This window comes from Rhizobium sp. 'Codium 1', from assembly GCF_020889605.1.
Lineage (GTDB): Bacteria > Pseudomonadota > Alphaproteobacteria > Rhizobiales > Rhizobiaceae > Allorhizobium > Allorhizobium algae.
Genome location: NZ_JAJGPW010000007.1, coordinates 167,925 through 183,219, shown reverse-complemented (window position 1 = coordinate 183,219; position 15,295 = coordinate 167,925). Strand labels below are relative to the sequence as shown.

17 protein-coding genes and 1 tRNA gene are annotated in these 15,295 nt (G+C 63.0%); 10 read left to right on the top strand and 8 right to left on the bottom strand.

Annotated elements, in window-relative coordinates; translation table 11 throughout:
• Positions 1–76: 76 nt before the first annotated feature.
• The 3 genes from LJE98_RS17135 to LJE98_RS17125 are packed head-to-tail and all read left to right on the top strand — an operon-like array spanning position 77 to position 1,187.
• Positions 77–235, top strand: coding sequence for a hypothetical protein (locus LJE98_RS17135; protein ID WP_229576426.1), 159 nt, complete (start codon positions 77–79; stop codon positions 233–235).
• 56 nt (positions 236–291) lie between these two features.
• On the top strand, positions 292–651 hold the full coding sequence (locus LJE98_RS17130; protein WP_229576425.1) for an ArsR/SmtB family transcription factor: 360 nt from the start codon (positions 292–294) through the stop codon (positions 649–651).
• Positions 652–653: 2 nt separating this feature from the next.
• Entirely contained in the window at positions 654–1,187 is a 534-nt protein-coding gene (locus tag LJE98_RS17125; protein ID WP_229576424.1) for an SRPBCC family protein, read from the top strand.
• Between the two features lie 84 nt (positions 1,188–1,271).
• Here LJE98_RS17125 and LJE98_RS17120 read toward each other — a convergent pair whose 3' ends face one another.
• The 5 genes from LJE98_RS17120 to LJE98_RS17100 all read right to left on the bottom strand — a co-directional run bounded on the left by LJE98_RS17120 (position 1,272) and on the right by LJE98_RS17100 (position 5,983).
• Positions 1,272–2,933 carry a PQQ-dependent sugar dehydrogenase gene (locus LJE98_RS17120; protein ID WP_229576423.1) on the bottom strand — a complete coding sequence of 554 codons (1,662 nt, stop codon included), beginning with the start codon at positions 2,931–2,933 and terminating at the stop codon, positions 1,272–1,274.
• Positions 2,930–3,367: a DUF2231 domain-containing protein gene (locus tag LJE98_RS17115; RefSeq protein ID WP_420710168.1), complete on the bottom strand. Its 438-nt coding sequence runs from the start codon at positions 3,365–3,367 to the stop codon at positions 2,930–2,932. Before LJE98_RS17115 ends, LJE98_RS17120 begins: the two co-directional genes overlap by 4 nt.
• A 165-nt stretch (positions 3,368–3,532) precedes the next feature.
• The gene (gpt, locus tag LJE98_RS17110; protein ID WP_229576421.1) at positions 3,533–4,030 is read right to left on the bottom strand and encodes a xanthine phosphoribosyltransferase; all 498 of its coding nucleotides are present in this window, start codon (positions 4,028–4,030) and stop codon (positions 3,533–3,535) included.
• A 223-nt stretch (positions 4,031–4,253) separates the two neighbouring features.
• On the bottom strand, positions 4,254–5,096 hold the full coding sequence (locus LJE98_RS17105) for a universal stress protein (RefSeq protein WP_229576420.1): 843 nt from the start codon (positions 5,094–5,096) through the stop codon (positions 4,254–4,256).
• Between the two features lie 101 nt (positions 5,097–5,197).
• A complete protein-coding gene (locus LJE98_RS17100; protein WP_229576419.1) occupies positions 5,198–5,983 on the bottom strand; it encodes a competence/damage-inducible protein A in 786 nt (261 codons plus the stop codon).
• Positions 5,984–6,173: 190 nt separating this feature from the next.
• On the opposite strand from LJE98_RS17100, the gene wrbA reads away from it, so the two are divergent.
• The 5 genes from wrbA (at position 6,174) to LJE98_RS17075 (ending at position 10,301) form a co-directional block, all read left to right on the top strand.
• Positions 6,174–6,770: an NAD(P)H:quinone oxidoreductase type IV gene (wrbA, locus tag LJE98_RS17095; protein WP_229576479.1), complete on the top strand. Its 597-nt coding sequence runs from the start codon at positions 6,174–6,176 to the stop codon at positions 6,768–6,770.
• A gap of 468 nt (positions 6,771–7,238) precedes the next feature.
• Positions 7,239–7,324 (top strand) — tRNA-Leu (locus tag LJE98_RS17090).
• 197 nt (positions 7,325–7,521) lie between these two features.
• Positions 7,522–8,556: an ABC transporter substrate-binding protein gene (locus LJE98_RS17085; protein ID WP_229576418.1), complete on the top strand. Its 1,035-nt coding sequence runs from the start codon at positions 7,522–7,524 to the stop codon at positions 8,554–8,556.
• 141 nt (positions 8,557–8,697) lie between these two features.
• Positions 8,698–9,486: an ABC transporter ATP-binding protein gene (locus tag LJE98_RS17080; RefSeq protein WP_229576417.1), complete on the top strand. Its 789-nt coding sequence runs from the start codon at positions 8,698–8,700 to the stop codon at positions 9,484–9,486.
• Positions 9,483–10,301, top strand: coding sequence for an ABC transporter permease (locus LJE98_RS17075; protein ID WP_229576416.1), 819 nt, complete (start codon positions 9,483–9,485; stop codon positions 10,299–10,301). Before LJE98_RS17080 ends, LJE98_RS17075 begins: the two co-directional genes overlap by 4 nt.
• A gap of 36 nt (positions 10,302–10,337) precedes the next feature.
• Here the strand turns inward: LJE98_RS17075 and LJE98_RS17070 are convergent, their stop codons facing one another.
• Both LJE98_RS17070 and LJE98_RS17065 read right to left on the bottom strand, forming a co-directional pair.
• Positions 10,338–10,937, bottom strand: a complete 600-nt coding sequence (locus LJE98_RS17070; RefSeq protein WP_229576415.1) for a hypothetical protein — start codon at positions 10,935–10,937, stop codon at positions 10,338–10,340.
• Positions 10,938–11,033: 96 nt separating this feature from the next.
• Positions 11,034–12,488 carry a TrkH family potassium uptake protein gene (locus tag LJE98_RS17065; protein ID WP_229576414.1) on the bottom strand — a complete coding sequence of 485 codons (1,455 nt, stop codon included), beginning with the start codon at positions 12,486–12,488 and terminating at the stop codon, positions 11,034–11,036.
• A gap of 132 nt (positions 12,489–12,620) precedes the next feature.
• Between LJE98_RS17065 and ilvA the strand changes: the two genes are divergently transcribed.
• On the top strand, positions 12,621–13,835 hold the full coding sequence (gene ilvA / locus LJE98_RS17060) for a threonine ammonia-lyase (RefSeq protein ID WP_267499108.1): 1,215 nt from the start codon (positions 12,621–12,623) through the stop codon (positions 13,833–13,835).
• Here ilvA and LJE98_RS17055 read toward each other — a convergent pair.
• Entirely contained in the window at positions 13,828–14,817 is a 990-nt protein-coding gene (locus LJE98_RS17055; protein WP_229576412.1) for an alpha/beta hydrolase, read from the bottom strand. The two genes, ilvA and LJE98_RS17055, sit on opposite strands and share 8 nt — an antisense overlap.
• Positions 14,818–14,932: 115 nt before the next feature.
• Here LJE98_RS17055 and LJE98_RS17050 point away from each other — a divergent pair, with 115 nt between their 5' ends.
• A complete protein-coding gene (locus LJE98_RS17050) occupies positions 14,933–15,253 on the top strand; it encodes an HlyU family transcriptional regulator (protein WP_229576411.1) in 321 nt (106 codons plus the stop codon).
• The last annotated feature ends 42 nt before the right edge of the window (positions 15,254–15,295 follow it).

Below are 15,295 nucleotides of genomic sequence, written 5' to 3'. Positions count from 1 at the left end.
GGGTTCCGTCGAAAGAGCGCCTCGTACGGAACCTCCGGGGCAGGGCGATGTTCTGTCGATGCCAAGGGAGAAGGCCATGGAAGACGAACGCATCAGGCATGACGGAGACCGGAACACCGGCTATCGGGACAAGGATCATCCGGGCCCCCGAAGTGGCAGTGTGCTGTCCTGGTGGTCCCTGGCGATCGTCACGGTCTTTCTGGTGTTCATCGTCGGCGGCGTATTGATGATGTGACGAAATACTCAACCAAGTGGTTGACAATCGGCGCATCGCGATAGATATTCAACCACATGGTTGAGCAAACAGACGCGATCCTCGATACGATTTTTCACGCACTGGGCGACCGAACCCGTCGCCAGATGCTCTTCGACCTGTCGCAGGGCGCTCGCAGCGTCGGCGAACTGGCGGAACCCCATGCCATGTCACTGGCGGCCGCATCCAAGCACGTGAAGGTGCTGGAAGGGGCGGGGCTCGTGCGGCGGGAAATCAGGGGACGAACCCATCTCTGCCACCTGGATCCAGGGCCGCTATCCGGCGCTCACCGGTGGCTGAGCACCTATGAGCACTTCTGGACCGGCCGGCTGGACGTTCTCGAACGGCTTCTCCAAGCGGAGGACGCCGCATCTCCCAACAACAAGGATGGAGAATGACGATGACGGAACTACTGGAAATGGACACTTATGGACGTGTGGCGGAACCGGCGACGCTGGTGATCGAGCGCCGCCTGCCGGGGCCACCTTCGCGGATCTGGTCCTATCTGGTCGATGCCGACAAGCGCCGGCTCTGGTTGGCTGACGGCGTGATGGAAGCGAAAGCGGGCACCCCGTTCGAACTTGTCTGGCGCAATGACGAACTGACCGACCCGCCCGGCGCACGTCCCGAGGGTTTCAAAGAGGAAATGCGTATGGAGAGCCGGGTGCTGGAGGTGCACAAGGACAAGCGGCTGGTCTTCACCTGGGGTGACACCGGTGAGGTCTCTTTTGACCTTCATCCGGAAGGCGATGCGGTTCTGCTCAAGATCACACACCGGCGGATCTCGGACCGGGCAAACCTGCTGATGGTCGGGGCCGGCTGGCACATGCATCTCGACATTCTCGCAGCCAAGCTGCGGGGAGACCGGCCGGAACCCTTCTGGGACGGATGGCTGCGCCTGAAGGCCGACTACGACAAGCGGATCCCGGCCTGAAATCGACCAGGTCGCCAAAGCAGAAAGACCCTCCCCGGATGACGGGGAGGGTCGCTTCATGTCTTCGAGTTGCAGCCGGGCGGCTTAGGGTTGCGCAGGCTGGGGCTCATCCGGTGCCGGGGCCGGTGCGTCCTGCACGGCGCCTTCCGGTCCTGTGGCCGGAACATCCGTTTGTGGCGGTGTGACCGAGGGCGGCGCCAGCGTGCCATTGCCCGGATCGGCTGGTCCTTCCGGTGTCGGAGCCGCCGCCGGATCGTCTGCAGGGGCCGTGCCGGGGGTGGCTGGCGTGGCCGGCTGAACGCTGTCGCCCGGCTGGGCTTCGGTGGCATCCGCAGAGGTCGCCTGTGTCTGGGCGACCGGGGAACCCTCCGGCATCTGGTCGGTGCCGACAGGTTCGGCGAGCGGGTTTGCACCTTCTGCCGCAAGACGCCAGACCGTGTTGCCGGCATCGTCGGCAATCAGGAGTGCGCCGGTTCCATCGAAACCGAGACCGACGGGGCGGCCGCGGGCTTCTTCATCCGGGTTGAGGAAGCCAGTTACCACGTCGCGGGCTTCGCCCGACGGCATGCCGTTCTCGAAAGGTACGTAAAGGACCTTGTAGCCGTTGAAGTGGTCGCGGTTCCAGCTGCCACGATTGCCGACAAAGGCGCCGTTTTCATAATCGGCCGGCATCGCCATGCCGAGCGAGAAGGCGAGGCCGAGCGCGGCCACATGGCTCGACAGGGCATAATCCGGCTTGATTGCCTGTTCGACCATGTCGGGGCGCGGCGGATGCAGCCGGGGGTCGACATGCTGGCCGTAATAGCTCCATGGCCAGCCGTAGAAACCGCGGTCCTGGACGGAGGTCATGTAGTCGGGAACGAGATTGGGCCCGAGTTCGTCGCGCTCGTTGACGACGGTCCAGAGCGCACCGCTTTCCGGATTGATCGTCAGGCCGTTCGGATTGCGAAGGCCCGAGGCGTAGATGCGCGAGGCGCCGGTTTCCCGGTCGATCTGCCAGATGGCGGCGCGGCCCTTTTCGGCTTCCAGCCCGCGTTCGCCGGCATTCGAATTGGACCCGACCGAAGCGTAAAGGAAGCGGCCGTCGGGGCTGAGCGCCAGATCCTTGGTCCAGTGGTGATTGATCGGGCCGCCAGGCAGGGGCGACAGAACCCGCGGCGGCGTCGTGATCTCGTTTTGACCGAGCTGGTAATCATAGGCAAGCACAGCATCAGCGGCCGCGACATAGAGCGTATCGTCGATAAAGGCGAGGCCGAAGGGCGAATTCAGGTCCTGCAGCAGGTCGTGGCGTTCATCGACGGTTCCGTCGCGGTCGGTATCACGCAACAGCGTGATGAGATTGGTCGGCTTGCCGCCCCCGCCGCTGCCGGACGCGATCGACATGATGAAACCACGGATGACATCCTTTGGCCGCTCGACCGGCTTGCCCGGCGGTGCCTTGCTCTGCACGACGAGAACGTCGCCATTCGGCAGCGTGTGGACGGTGCGCGGATTGGCGAGATCCCGGGCATAGGCTGTGATGGTGAAGCCTTCCGCGACATCGGGCGTTTCGTCCTCGTTCCAGCCAACGACTTCGGCGACCTTGAGATCGGGCACGAGGGACTGGCTTGGTTCGGGAAGAACGGGATCGGGACCGATCTGGCTGGTGATGTCGAAATCGCCGTTGTCGTCGCTGCAGCCGGCGAGCGCGAGGACGAGGACGGCGGTGGAGGCAAGCGCCGCGTGGCGCAGGGTGAGGCGGGTCATGGAGTTCTCCAGGCATCGGCGGCGCGCTGGTCGGCCGTAAGGTAGACACAGGCGATCATGGCGATCACGGTGACGGACGAGGCAATGAGGCCGTAGGGCACGATGGCGGTCCAGCCGTCGCCGGCATGAATGAAGCTGTTGATGATCGCGAGGACCAGAATGGCGATGAAGGCCAGCGAGGCGGGCCAGCGCGGGCGCAGCGCCCGTGTCGCCGGACGTGCAAGGTCGATCAGTCCAGCGATGACGGCAAGCGCTCCGAAGACGAGGCCGAAGAACAGGAGCCAGTCGGAAAAGTTGCTCCACATCAGATGCGCTGTCCGCCAGTAGAGGATGTCGGTGATCAGCGTCAGCGTGAAGCAGACGAAGGGGAAAGGAACAAAGAGCGCCGAAAACGGATAGGCGTTGCCGGCAGCGGGCGGAGAATGAATGGCCATGGCGATCTCGATCTTGAGGGATGGGATACTCATGCCATACGGTCGAGCGGCGCCTTTTGTTCCATCACGCAGACAACGGATGGCGCGCCGACAGGCTCGGACGGCATGAAAAAGCCCGCGGCCATGGCGCGGGCTTTAGCGAGATCGGGATGGACGTTTCGCCTGTCAGCCCTTGGAGCCCTTGGCGATCGGCTCCTGATAGGTGAAGCCCATGTCCCAGGGAAAATAGATCCAGGTATCCTGGGAGACTTCCGTGACAAAGGTGTCGATGGTGGGAACGCCCTTCGGCTTTGCATAGACGCAGGCAAAATGCGCCTTCGGCATCATTTCGCGCACTTCGATTGCGGTCTTGCCGGTGTCGGTCAGGTCGTCGACGACCAGCACGCCTTCGCCGCCATTGACCATGAGTTCTGCGGTGATGCCCTTCAGGAGGTTCATTTCGCCCTGGTTGACATAGTCGTGATAGGAGGCGACGCAGACCGTCTCGATCAGACGGATATTGAGTTCGCGCGAGATGATCGCCGCCGGCACGAGGCCGCCGCGGGTGATGCAGACGATGGCACGGAAGTCCTGGCCCATGCCCGCAAGGCGCCAGGCGAGCGCCCGGGCATCGCGGTGAAACTGGTCCCAGGAGACGGGGAAGGCTTTATCGGGAAGAGACATGGGAAGAGGGCTCCGCTGGCTGGATGATATCGTCCGCGCCGGACTGCGGCGCCATGGACCGGATCCTTGGGCGGGCCGCCATGTGCGCGGTCCTGAAACGCGTTTCGCGCGGCAGATACCGCGCGAAGCTCGTCCTCGAAGGGCTCCAGTCTTTGGCCGTTGCTATTAGCGGGAATCCGAAGCCTCTGGCAAGGCCCGTGTTCCCGCAAGCATCGGCGCGTGATCAGCGCGACAGCAGCGTCAGCGCCGTCATCGAATCGAGCAATGTGCGGGTGACGCCGCCGAACAGCATTTCCCACCAGCGCTTGTTGCCATAGGCGCCCATGACCAGGAGATCGATGGAACTGTCCGACAGACGATTCTCGATTGCGATTGCCGGATCGAGACCCGTCTTTTCCGACGCTGTCAGCGTGACCTTGATGCCGTGCCGGGCAAGCGAGGCAGCAATCTCGGCCCCTGCCATCGGCGCGCTGTGGCCTGCATTGTCGCTCGCATCGACGGTGAAGATTTCGACCATGTCGGCCGCTTTCAGGAAGGGGAGCGCGTCGAAGGTCGCCCGCGCGGCTTCCCGCGAGCCGTTCCAGGCGACGAGCACCCGGCGGATCGGCTTCGGCGATTTCAGGATATGCGGGATGAGCAGGACCGGCCGGCCACTTTCGAACAGGAAGCTTTCGAGCTCCGAGCGGGTCTCCGACAGCATGCCGGTTTCACTCTGGGCGGCGATGACGAGATCAACGCTGCGGGCGCTGTCGATCAGCGAGGCCGAATTGAAGCCGGAGGATGTGACGAAGCTGCGCCACTCATGCGAAAGCCCCTCGCGGGTGCCGACCTCACGAAAGATCTTCTCGACGCTTTCCGTTTCCTGATGGGCCATTTCCTGCAAGGCCTGGACCGTCGCGGGATCCGGGATCTCCATCGGCGCGACCAACGGCACCATGGCGACGGCTTCGGCATGGGCGCCGATCACATGCGCCTCAAACTGGTTGGCGATGGAGACGGCGAAGTCCGTCACCTGGCTGGTGGTTTTGGGGGTGTCCAATATGGCGAGCAGTGTCCGGTAGCCCATGGTCGTCTCCTCTCGCGGCCCTTATTCATCGTCCGCACAAGACAAGTATGGGCTGCAGTGTGTGCTTCCGCCTTGACCTCGGTCAAGTGGGGAGCGGGATGTCAGGCCACTTCGCCGGTGCCGAGATCGCGTTTGGCGGCGGCATCCTTTTCCGAGCGCAGGGTGGCAATCATCGCTTCGACATCGGCGGCCGCCGCGTCGACCACGGCCTGGTCACGGGCCCTGACGATCAGCTCGGTGGAGAAGCGAATGCCGTCGAAATGCGGATAGGAACCGATCGAGGTGTCCGGATGTGCCTTCTGGATCGCGCCGAGTGCCGTCCCGATATCGCCTTCGCCGAAGGGGCAGGGGATGGAGCGGGAGAGAACCCGCTGGCCGGCCGGCAGAGTTCCGATCACATGCGCCATCATCGCCTGGAAGACCTGCGGCACGCCGGCCATGACATGCACATTGCCGATGATGAAGCCGGGCGCGGTCGAGACCGGGTTGGGGATATGGCGGCTGCCCTCCGGCATGCGCGCCATGCGCTGGCGGGCATCGGTGAAGTCGAGCCCGCGGCCGGCATACATGTCGCCGAGCAGCTTCATGGCATCCGCATCATGCAGGCAGGGAACGCCGAAGGCCTTGGACACGGCATCCGCCGTGATGTCGTCATGCGTCGGACCGATGCCGCCCGAGGTGAAGACATAGGTGTATTTCGACCGGAGCGCGTTGAGCGCCTCGACGATCGCATCCTCCTCGTCGGCGACGATTCGCACTTCCTTCAGATCGATGCCGGCGACGGTGAGCAGGTCGGCGAGATGGCCGATATTCTTGTCCTTGGTGCGGCCGGACAGGAGTTCGTCGCCGATGGCGAGCATCGCTGCGGTCTGGATCGTCGAGGTCATGGATCAGGTCCTATGGGGTGAGGCAGGCGGGGCGGAAAGACGTTACCGTTTTGTGTCGGTGAAGAGAAGTAAAGGTGGTGAATGATTGAACAGTGCGTTCCCTCGCGTGTGACTGGTCGGATCGCCGAAATGCGATACCTATCGCCCATCCACAGCGCGGCGAGGCCGCATGTTCAAAGAAAGATACGACATGGCCAAGGTACTGGTTCTCTATTATTCGGCTTACGGTCACATCGAAACTATGGCTTATGCCGTTGCCGAAGGCGCAAAGTCTGCCGGCGCCGACGTTACCGTCAAGCGCGTTCCAGAACTGGTGCCGGATGATGTCGCCAAGGCTTCATATTACAAGATGGACCAGCAAGCCCCGATCGCCGACCCGGCCGAACTCGACCAGTATGACGCGATCATTGTCGGCGCCGGCACCCGTTACGGCACGGTCGCCTCACAGATGCGCAATTTCTGGGATCAGACCGGCGGCCTCTGGGCGCAGGGCAAGCTGACCGGCAAGCTCGGCTCGATGTTCACCTCGACCGCGACCCAGCATGGCGGCCAGGAAACTACGATCATGGGGTTCATCCCGACCTTCCTGCATCACGGCATGCTCTATGCAGGCCTTCCCTACGCCTTCCAGGGCCAGATGGGCGTCGAGCAGGTCAAGGGCGGCTCTCCCTATGGCGCCTCCACGATCACCGAGGGCGACGGCTCGCGCCAGCCTTCCGCGATCGAGCTGGAAGCCGCCCGCTACCAAGGCGCGCATGTGGCGAAGCTGGCTGCCAAGCTGGCCTGACCGGCACAGAATTGACAATCATCAAAGGCGGGGCGCAGGCCCCGCCTCTTTTCGTGCCTGCTCTGGTTTTCGGTCCGTGATCGGTAAAATGCGAGATGTATTTGCAACGATCGCTTCGGTGGTGTGACGAATCAGACAGCACGCCGTCACCAACTCCGCCCGAGGGCCCTGAAAGCGGGCCGAGCCATCCTTGCGGGAGGTTGCACCACCTTCGACTGCAGGATTCGCAATCTCTCGCCTGTTGGCGCTTAGGTCATCTCCGAGACGACAGCCCACATTCCCCCTCACTTCCGCCTGCGCCTCGATGACGGCACGCATGACTGCGCGGTCAAGTGGCGCAAGGAACGCGTGCTCGGCGTGGAATTCACCGATGTCCGCGCGAGCTAAGTGACCAATGACACGGGGTGGCACGCCGACGGCCCTGCCTGCCCTTGACGCGTCCGTCGAACTGATCGAAACAGGGCCCGCGCGGACGTGGCGAAACTGGTAGACGCAAGAGACTTAAAATCTCTCGGCCTTAGGTCATGCGGGTTCGATCCCCGCCGTCCGCACCAACCCTCCCTCTGCATCTTCCTGGCACCCATGCGCTCAAGCGACCTGTCGGGCGTGTCGCCGCAATCAGGGAGCTGCGATGTCGGTGCGCCAAAATTGTGCATATCCACAATTGACGAAAGTTTGAGCATTTTCCGCTTTCCGGCCTCTTTGATTCCTGCTTTGATGGACACATCAAAAACAAGGGGAGCAAAATTCCATGATATCAAGACGTCTCTTTTCGGCGGCCGTTCTCGCAGCCGGGCTGATGGCCGGCGTGACGCTGCCGGTCTCCGAAGCCCATGCCGAGACCGCCATCAAGTTTACCCTCGACTGGAAATATGAAGGCCCGGCAGCCGGCTTCCTTCTGGCGCTGGACAAGGGGTATTTTGCGGCCGAGGGGCTCGACGTAACGATCGATTCGGGCAATGGCTCGGTCGAGGCCATCCCGCGGGTGGCGACCGGCGCCTATCAGATGGGCTTCGGTGACATCAATTCGGTGATCAAGTTCCTCGATGAGGATCCGACCCAGAAGGTCAAGGCCATCATGATGGTCTATGAGAAGCCGGTCTTTGCCGTCGTCGGTCGCAAGTCGCTTGGCGTGACCGAAGACCCGAAGTCGCTGGAAGGCAAGAAGCTCGGCGCCCCGCCGCCGGATGGCGCCTTTGCCCAGTGGCCGGCCTTCAAGCAGGCTGCCGGCATCGATGACAGCGGCATCACCATCGAGAGCATCGGTTTCCCGGTGCGCGAGCCGATGCTCGCCAAGGGTGACGTCGATGCCGTCTTCGGCTTCGCCTTCTCGGTTATCCTGAACCTGAAGGCGCAGGGGATCGCGGCCGACGACATCGCCACCATCCTGATGGCCGACAACGGCTTGAACCTCTACGGCAACAGCGTCTTGGTGAATACCGACTTCGCCACCGAAAACCCCGAGGCCGTCAAGGGCTTCCTGAAGGCGCTGACGAAAGGCTTTGTCGACGCGGTCGCCAATCCGGAAGAGGGCGTGGCTGCCGTCCTGAAGCGCAACGAAACGCTCAATCCCGAGATCGAGAAGGAACGTCTTGATATGGCCAATGCCATGAACATCAAGACACCTTACGTGGTCGAAAACGGCATGGGCACCGTCGACATGGAGCGGCTTGCCGCCTCGATCGAGACGCTGAAGGTGTCGATGGGGCTGAAGGGCAATGTCACCGCCGAGCAGGTCTTCGACGCAAGCTTCCTGCCCGCCAAGGAAGAGCGGATGCTGCCGTAACGACCTCACCCTCCCCTTCAGGGGGAGGGTCGAACCCTTGGTTCGGGGTGGGGTGACCTTTCGCGAGACCACCCCACCCGCTGTTCGCAGCGGCCTCCCCCTCAAGGGAGGTTGGGAAATCCCATTTTGACCGGAGCCCCAATGTCTCATCTCGTTTCCATCGACAATGTCGACATGCGCTATGGCGGCGCGGACGGCACGCTGGCCGTCTCCGGCCTGACGCTCAGGGTCGACAAGGGCGAATTCGCCGCCGTCGTCGGGCCCTCCGGTTGCGGCAAGTCGACCCTGATGAAGCTCGTGACGGGATTGCATATTCCCCAGTCCGGTGTCGTCATCGTCGCCGGCCAGCAGGTGACCAAACCGGTCTCGATCGTCGGCATGGCCTTCCAGAACCCGACCATGCTGCCCTGGCGCACGACGCTCGAAAACATCCTCCTGCCGCTCGAAATCGTCGATCGGCATCGCCATCGTCTGCGGGCGAACAAGAAGGAATACATCGAGAAGGCGGAGAACCTGCTGGAGATCGTCGGCCTCAAGGGGGTCGGCTCGAAATTCCCCTGGCAGCTGTCGGGGGGCATGCAGCAGCGCGCCAATCTCTGCCGGGCGCTGATTCACGAGCCGGAACTCCTGATGCTCGACGAACCCTTCGGCGCGCTCGATGCCTTCACCCGCGAGGAGCTTTGGTGCGTGATCCGCGATCTGCATGCAGCCCAGGGCGTGACGATCGTGCTGGTCACCCATGACCTGCGCGAGGCGGTTTTCCTGGCGGACCGGATCTTTGTGATGAGCGCAAGGCCCGGCAAGGTGGTGAAGGAACACACGGTGCCCTTCGCCCGGCCGCGCGACATCGAACTGACCTATGACAATGCCTTCAACGACATGGTGCATGTCCTGCATGGCGAGATCGCGAAGGCGAGGGTGGTGGCATGAGTGTGACAATCGAAACGGCTCCGACCCGGCCGGTGGTGAAGCCGCTGATGCAGCGGATCAACTGGGTGCGCGCCGCCCCCATTCTCTACACGCTCGGTCTCTTCGTCGTCTGGGAGCTCTCCGTCATCGTCTTTGCCCTGCCGCAGACGCTGCTGCCGGCGCCGACGCGTGTCTTCGAGGCGATCATCCAATACTGGTCGCCGATCTGGAAGAATTCGCTGCAGACGCTTTACACCACGACGCTCGGCTTCCTGATCGCAGTCGTGGCAGGCCTGGGTCTCGGCCTCTTCATCGGCTGGTCGAAGACCATCTATGCCGGGCTCTATCCCCTGATGATCGGCTTCAACGCCATACCCAAGGTAGCGCTCGTCCCGATCCTCGTCATCTGGTTCGGCATCGGTACCGTGCCGGCGGTGTTGACCGCCTTCCTGATTTCCTTCTTCCCGATCGTCGTCAACGTCGCGACGGGCCTCGCCACGATCGAGCCGGAAACCGAGGATGTGCTCAGGGCTTTGGGCGCGCGAAAGATGGACATCATGCTGAAGGTCGGCATTCCCCGCTCCATGCCCTATTTCTTCGGCTCGCTGAAGATCGCGATCACGCTCGCTTTCGTCGGCTCTGTCGTCTCCGAGACGGTCGCCTCCAACTATGGCCTCGGCAACATGATGAGCTCGGCCCAGAGCCAGTTCAACGTGCCACTGGTCTTTGCCGGCCTCTTGATGCTCGCGGTCGAGGGCATCGCCATGTATGCGCTGATGGCCTTCATCGAGAAGCGCATGACCGGCTGGGCGCACCGTTCGACCATGGCGAACTGATGCCCTGGCCGGTGGGGTGGGGCGGTAAACCCGCGTTCAGCCCTTTGCCTTGAGCGTGAAGGGCAGCTCGAACGGGGTGGAGCGCTCGGCGATCACGTCGTTGATGGTATAGCGCAGAACATAGCCGCCGGGCTTGGCCCCTGCGACGTCGAGGGTGAGGTGGGTATAGACCTCGACCGCATCCGAGTGGCTGGTGAAGGTGAAATTGCCAAATTCCTTCTGCAGCGCCAGTGTCTTGCCTTCGTCGTTGGTCAGTTCGAGGTCGACGGTGAAGTGCGACTGGCGCTGATTGTCCGGTGCCGGTTTCCATTTGAGGCCGGTCACTTCCACATAGGTGATCAGCTTTTCGCCGGTCATGAAGACCGGTTCCGCCTTCGCGGCGTAGGCGCGGTAGGCTTTCGGCACGTCACTGACGAAGAGTGCCCGGGGAACCGTGGGCGGCAGTGTCTGCGAGAAGGCCGCAAGGCCTGAGCGCATGGCCTCGAAGGCGCCGCGCGCGTCGTTCTGCGCCGCCAGCCGCTCCGCCTCGATCGCTGCGTCGAGAAGCGGGCCTGCCGAGGCCGTGGAGGCGACGAGCCATGCGCCGAGAGCGGCGGCGGTGAAGGAACGGATGGGGCCGGGGTATTTCAGGGGCACGTGATTCTCCCGCGTTGCGATGGCGCGAGTGTGGAAAGAACCAGCACGACGCGTCAAGCGCTGCCTCCGCTTGCCGGGATCACGTTGACCTGATCCTTACGAGCGCCAGAAGATCGGGACGAGCAGGACCATGACGGTCAGCACTTCCAGACGGCCGAGCAGCATGGCGAGCGACAGGATGTAGAGCTCCGGATCGGCCATCATGGCAAAGTTGCCGGCGGGGCCGATCAGGGGTCCGATGCCGGGGCCGACATTCGAGAGCGCCGTGATCACGGCCGAAGAGGCGGTGGCGAATTCATATCCGGCAAGCGCCATGGCGAGGCTTCCGACAACCCAGATGAAGGTATAGGCGCTGAAGAAGAGGAAGACGGCCCTTTGGGTGTCTGCATCGACGATCTGGTTGCCGTAGCGCACGGAATAGACCGCGTTGGGATAGATGAGCTTCTTCATGCCGGTCAGGATGATGTTGAACAGGATCACGAAGCGGTAGGCCTTGATGCCGCCGGCGGTCGAACCCGAGCAGCCGCCCATGAAGGTCGCGAAGAAGGCGGCTGCGACGGCAAAGGGCCCCCAGAGCGTATAGTCCTCGCTGGCATAGCCGGTGGTGGAGAGGATCGACGAAAAATTGAAGAAGGAATGTGACAGCGCCAGCGGCAGATCGACACCGTTGCGCAGGTGGTTATAGAGCGCAGCAGCGATGGCAAAGGCGGCAAGATAGCCGAGGAAGACCAGGATCTGGGGATCGCGCAGCGCATCGAGGCGCCCCTTGATGAAAAACACGATCAGGATCGAGAAGGGCAGGCTGCAGACCGTCATGAAGAAGGTCGCGATCCAGCGCAGCGCGTAGCTGTTGAAATAGCCGAAGGACGCGTCATGGGTGGAGAAGCCACCGGTCGCGATCGTGGTCAGGGCGTGATTGAGCGCGTCGAAATGGCTCATGCCGAAAACGTCGTAGGCGATCATGCAGATGAGCGTGATCGCCACATAGATGGCGACAAAGGCTCGGGTGAAGGTCGCAATCCGCGCGAACGGCTTGTCGCCGATGTCGGAGGATTCCATCTTGAAGAACGAGACCCCTCCGACCCGCAGGAACGGCAAAACGAACAGCCCGAGCGCCACGATCCCGATGCCGCCTAGCCATTGCAGCAGCGAACGCCAGACGAGCAGACCGGGCGCCATGTCGTCAAGCCCGACGAGAACGGTGGACCCGGTCGTGGTGATGGCCGAGACCGATTCGAACAATGCCTGGGCGAAGGTGAGTTCGAGCTCGGAGAAGAAGATCGGGATGGCACCGATGAGCGAGAAGGTCGCCCAGAGCACATTCACCAGAAGGAAGCCCATGCGCTTGGAAAAGGCAGGCGGCGGGCCCCGCGTCGCCATGGCCGCGGTGACCGACAGCCCGCCCACCATGGCCGCAGAGACGGTGAAGACCGACCAGTGGGCATCGCCATAATAGAGGTCCACCATGGCCGGGATCAGCATGGCCGTGGAGAGGTAGAGCCCGCAAAGGGCCGCGATGTAGACGACGGAGCGGAGCAGATTGGTATTCAAGCAAGGTCTTCCGTCTGTTGCGGCGCAAAGAGGCTTTGTCTCCGCCCTATGTGTATGCCATAGCGGGGCTCGGTTCAAAATTCAACGGAGGCTGACGTGACCGCCAGTCAAGTCGACGAAGCGCTGGAGGCAATGCGCGGCCTCTTTCCCGAAACACCGCTGCAGCTCAACGACCATCTGAGCGCCCGTTACGGCGCCAATGTCTATCTGAAGCGCGAGGACCTGACGCCCGTCCGCTCCTACAAGATCCGTGGCGCCTTCAATTTCTTTCGCAAGATCGTTGCCGACAGCCCCTCCGGCACCACCTTCGTCTGCGCCTCCGCCGGCAATCACGCCCAGGGCTTTGCCTATGTCTGCCGCCATTTCGGCGTCGAGGGCGTGGTCTTCATGCCGGTGACCACGCCGCAGCAGAAGATCGACAAGACCCGCATCTTCGGCGGCGAATTCATCACCATCCGTCTGGTCGGCGACATCTTCGACCAGTGCTATGCGGCTGCCCGAGACCATGTCGAGGCCATCGGCGGCCACATGGTGCCGCCCTTCGACCATCCTGATATCATCGAGGGACAGGCGACCGTTGCCGCCGAGGTCATGCAGCAACTGCCCGATGGGGTCGCTCCCGATCTGGTGGTTATGCCGGTCGGTGGCGGCGGGCTCTCCTCGGGCATGACGGGCTACATGGCCGGACGCGTGTCGCCCGAGGCGATGATCTTTTGCGAACCGGCCGGGGCGCCCAGCCTGAAGAAGAGCCTCGAGGCCGGCAAGGTCGTGACGCTGCCCAAGGTCGACAATTTCGTCGATGGCGCCGCCGTTGCCCGCATCGGCGATCACAATTTCGAGGCGCTGAAGAGCTTCCGGCCGGATCAGGTGCTGATCGTGCCTGAAAATGCGATCTGCGTGACGATGACCGACATGCTCAATGTCGAGGGCGTGGTGCTGGAACCGGCGGGCGCGCTGGCGCTGGCGGCCCTCGATCTGCTGCCCCGCGTGGCGCTGAGCGGCCGGACGATCGTCGCGGTCGTGTCGGGCGGCAATTTCGATTTCGAGCGTCTGCCCGACGTCAAGGAACGCGCCATGCGCTATGCGGGCCTCAAGAAATACTTCATCCTGCGCCTGCCGCAACGCCCCGGCGCCTTGCGCGATTTCCTCAACCTGCTCGGTCCTGAGGATGATATCGCCCGCTTCGAATATCTGAAGAAGTCGGCGCGAAATTTCGGCTCGATCCTGATCGGCATCGAGACCGGCAAGCGCGAGAATTTCGCAGCCCTGTTCGAGCGGTTCGATCAGGCAGGGCTGGGCTTCGAGGACATTACCGAAAACGAGATCCTTGCCAATCTGATCATCTGATGCCCTGCTGGCCGAGCCAGTCGAGAATTGTCCGGGCGATGGGTTCGGTGGTTTCGGGCGAATAGGTGTCGCCGGCGATCACGTGATTGTTGGCGTCGCCGGTCGGGCCGGGATCGATCAAGCGGTGAGGGCCGCCCCAACGGGCGGCGACGGCCGCTGTCCGATCCGGCCGCACGACCTTGTCTTCAGGCGACTGGATGAAAAGTGCGGGAATGCGGATGGCCTCGACCGGGCTATGGGTCGCCAGACGCACCGACTGTGCCATCGGAATGAGCGCGGCGACCGGATAGTCGGTGGTCCAGTTATGGGCGTTGAGCGGGCTGACCGGCTGGAAGCTGCGTCGCTCGCCGAGCAGAAGCCGTGCCAGTCGCGTGCCAAAAGGCCCGCTCAGCAGGAAACTGCCGGAAGCCTGCACGCCGTAGTTTGGCGAGAGGAACACCGCGGCCGCCACCTGATCCGAAAGAGAAGGCCGGGCGAGCGCCCAGGTGACAAGCGAGGCACCCGTCGACGTCGAGATGACCACGACCTGCTCGCCGAGCAGGCGTCCCACGGCCAGCGCCTCGCCGACATCGCCCGTCCAGTCCTCGATTGTCGCGAGGCCAAGCGCGTCGGGATCGTCGAGGCCGTGGCCGACCAGACGGGTGAAGAAGAGATTGGCGCCGAGCGCCTTTGCCACAAGATCGGGCAGGGGACGAACCTCGGCGGGTGAGGCGGAAAAACCATGTACGTATATGATGCTGACCGGCGTCTTGCCGCGACGCGCGGGGTCGGCCCAGACGATCTGCTTGGCGAGGCCCTTGCGAATGACGCCCACCTTGCCCTCGTCCTCCGCGATCCGTGATTCCACCTCCTCGGGGGGCGTGTCGGCAGCGAGGCGTGCCTTGCCCTCCAATGCAAGCGCCGGGGGCATTCGGTAGACGGCGATGAGTGTTGCGACCGCAACCGCGATGAACGCAAGCGCTATGCCCATGAAGCTCCGCATCTCCTTCTCCACGGTCGTGTTTGCTCGCCGCAGTGGAGCTTAGCACGCCGGTCACCGGCGGAAAGCCACCCGTCCTGCTCTTCCGCGTCGTTCCTCCCTGTGCTAGGGGAAACGCATGTCGATCCTGTCCAGCATCCTTTCTTTTTTCACCGGTGGCGCCTCGTCCGAGAGCCCTGCCAAGCCCATGGCCGAGCCGCAGACCTACAAGGATTGCGTCATCCACGCCGAACCCCTGCGCGAAGGCAGCCAGTATCGTCTTGCCGGCCGCATCGTGCAGACCGTGGATGGTCGCGATCTCGAACGGAAGTTCATCCGCGCTGATGTCTTCACCTCGCTCGACGATGCGCTTGATTGCACCTTCCGCAAGGCGCATCAGATCATCGACCAGAACGGCCCGGCTCTCTTCGGTGACGGGGAAGAGACACGAATCGTCTGACGGTTGTCGAATTGATGCGAAGAAATCTTTCTTCGCAGTCAC

Coding starts and splice junctions, on each gene's coding strand:
- LJE98_RS17135 (WP_229576426.1), top strand. CDS start 77: ATGGAAGACGAACGCATCAGGCATGACGGAGACCGGAACACCGGCTAT.
- LJE98_RS17130 (WP_229576425.1), top strand. CDS start 292: ATGGTTGAGCAAACAGACGCGATCCTCGATACGATTTTTCACGCACTG.
- LJE98_RS17125 (WP_229576424.1), top strand. CDS start 654: ATGACGGAACTACTGGAAATGGACACTTATGGACGTGTGGCGGAACCG.
- LJE98_RS17120 (WP_229576423.1), bottom strand. CDS start 2,933: ATGACCCGCCTCACCCTGCGCCACGCGGCGCTTGCCTCCACCGCCGTC.
- LJE98_RS17115 (WP_420710168.1), bottom strand. CDS start 3,367: ATGGCCATTCATTCTCCGCCCGCTGCCGGCAACGCCTATCCGTTTTCG.
- gpt (WP_229576421.1), bottom strand. CDS start 4,030: ATGTCTCTTCCCGATAAAGCCTTCCCCGTCTCCTGGGACCAGTTTCAC.
- LJE98_RS17105 (WP_229576420.1), bottom strand. CDS start 5,096: ATGGGCTACCGGACACTGCTCGCCATATTGGACACCCCCAAAACCACC.
- LJE98_RS17100 (WP_229576419.1), bottom strand. CDS start 5,983: ATGACCTCGACGATCCAGACCGCAGCGATGCTCGCCATCGGCGACGAA.
- wrbA (WP_229576479.1), top strand. CDS start 6,174: ATGGCCAAGGTACTGGTTCTCTATTATTCGGCTTACGGTCACATCGAA.
- LJE98_RS17085 (WP_229576418.1), top strand. CDS start 7,522: ATGATATCAAGACGTCTCTTTTCGGCGGCCGTTCTCGCAGCCGGGCTG.
- LJE98_RS17080 (WP_229576417.1), top strand. CDS start 8,698: ATGTCTCATCTCGTTTCCATCGACAATGTCGACATGCGCTATGGCGGC.
- LJE98_RS17075 (WP_229576416.1), top strand. CDS start 9,483: ATGAGTGTGACAATCGAAACGGCTCCGACCCGGCCGGTGGTGAAGCCG.
- ilvA (WP_267499108.1), top strand. CDS start 12,621: ATGCGCGGCCTCTTTCCCGAAACACCGCTGCAGCTCAACGACCATCTG.
- LJE98_RS17055 (WP_229576412.1), bottom strand. CDS start 14,817: ATGCGGAGCTTCATGGGCATAGCGCTTGCGTTCATCGCGGTTGCGGTC.
- LJE98_RS17050 (WP_229576411.1), top strand. CDS start 14,933: ATGTCGATCCTGTCCAGCATCCTTTCTTTTTTCACCGGTGGCGCCTCG.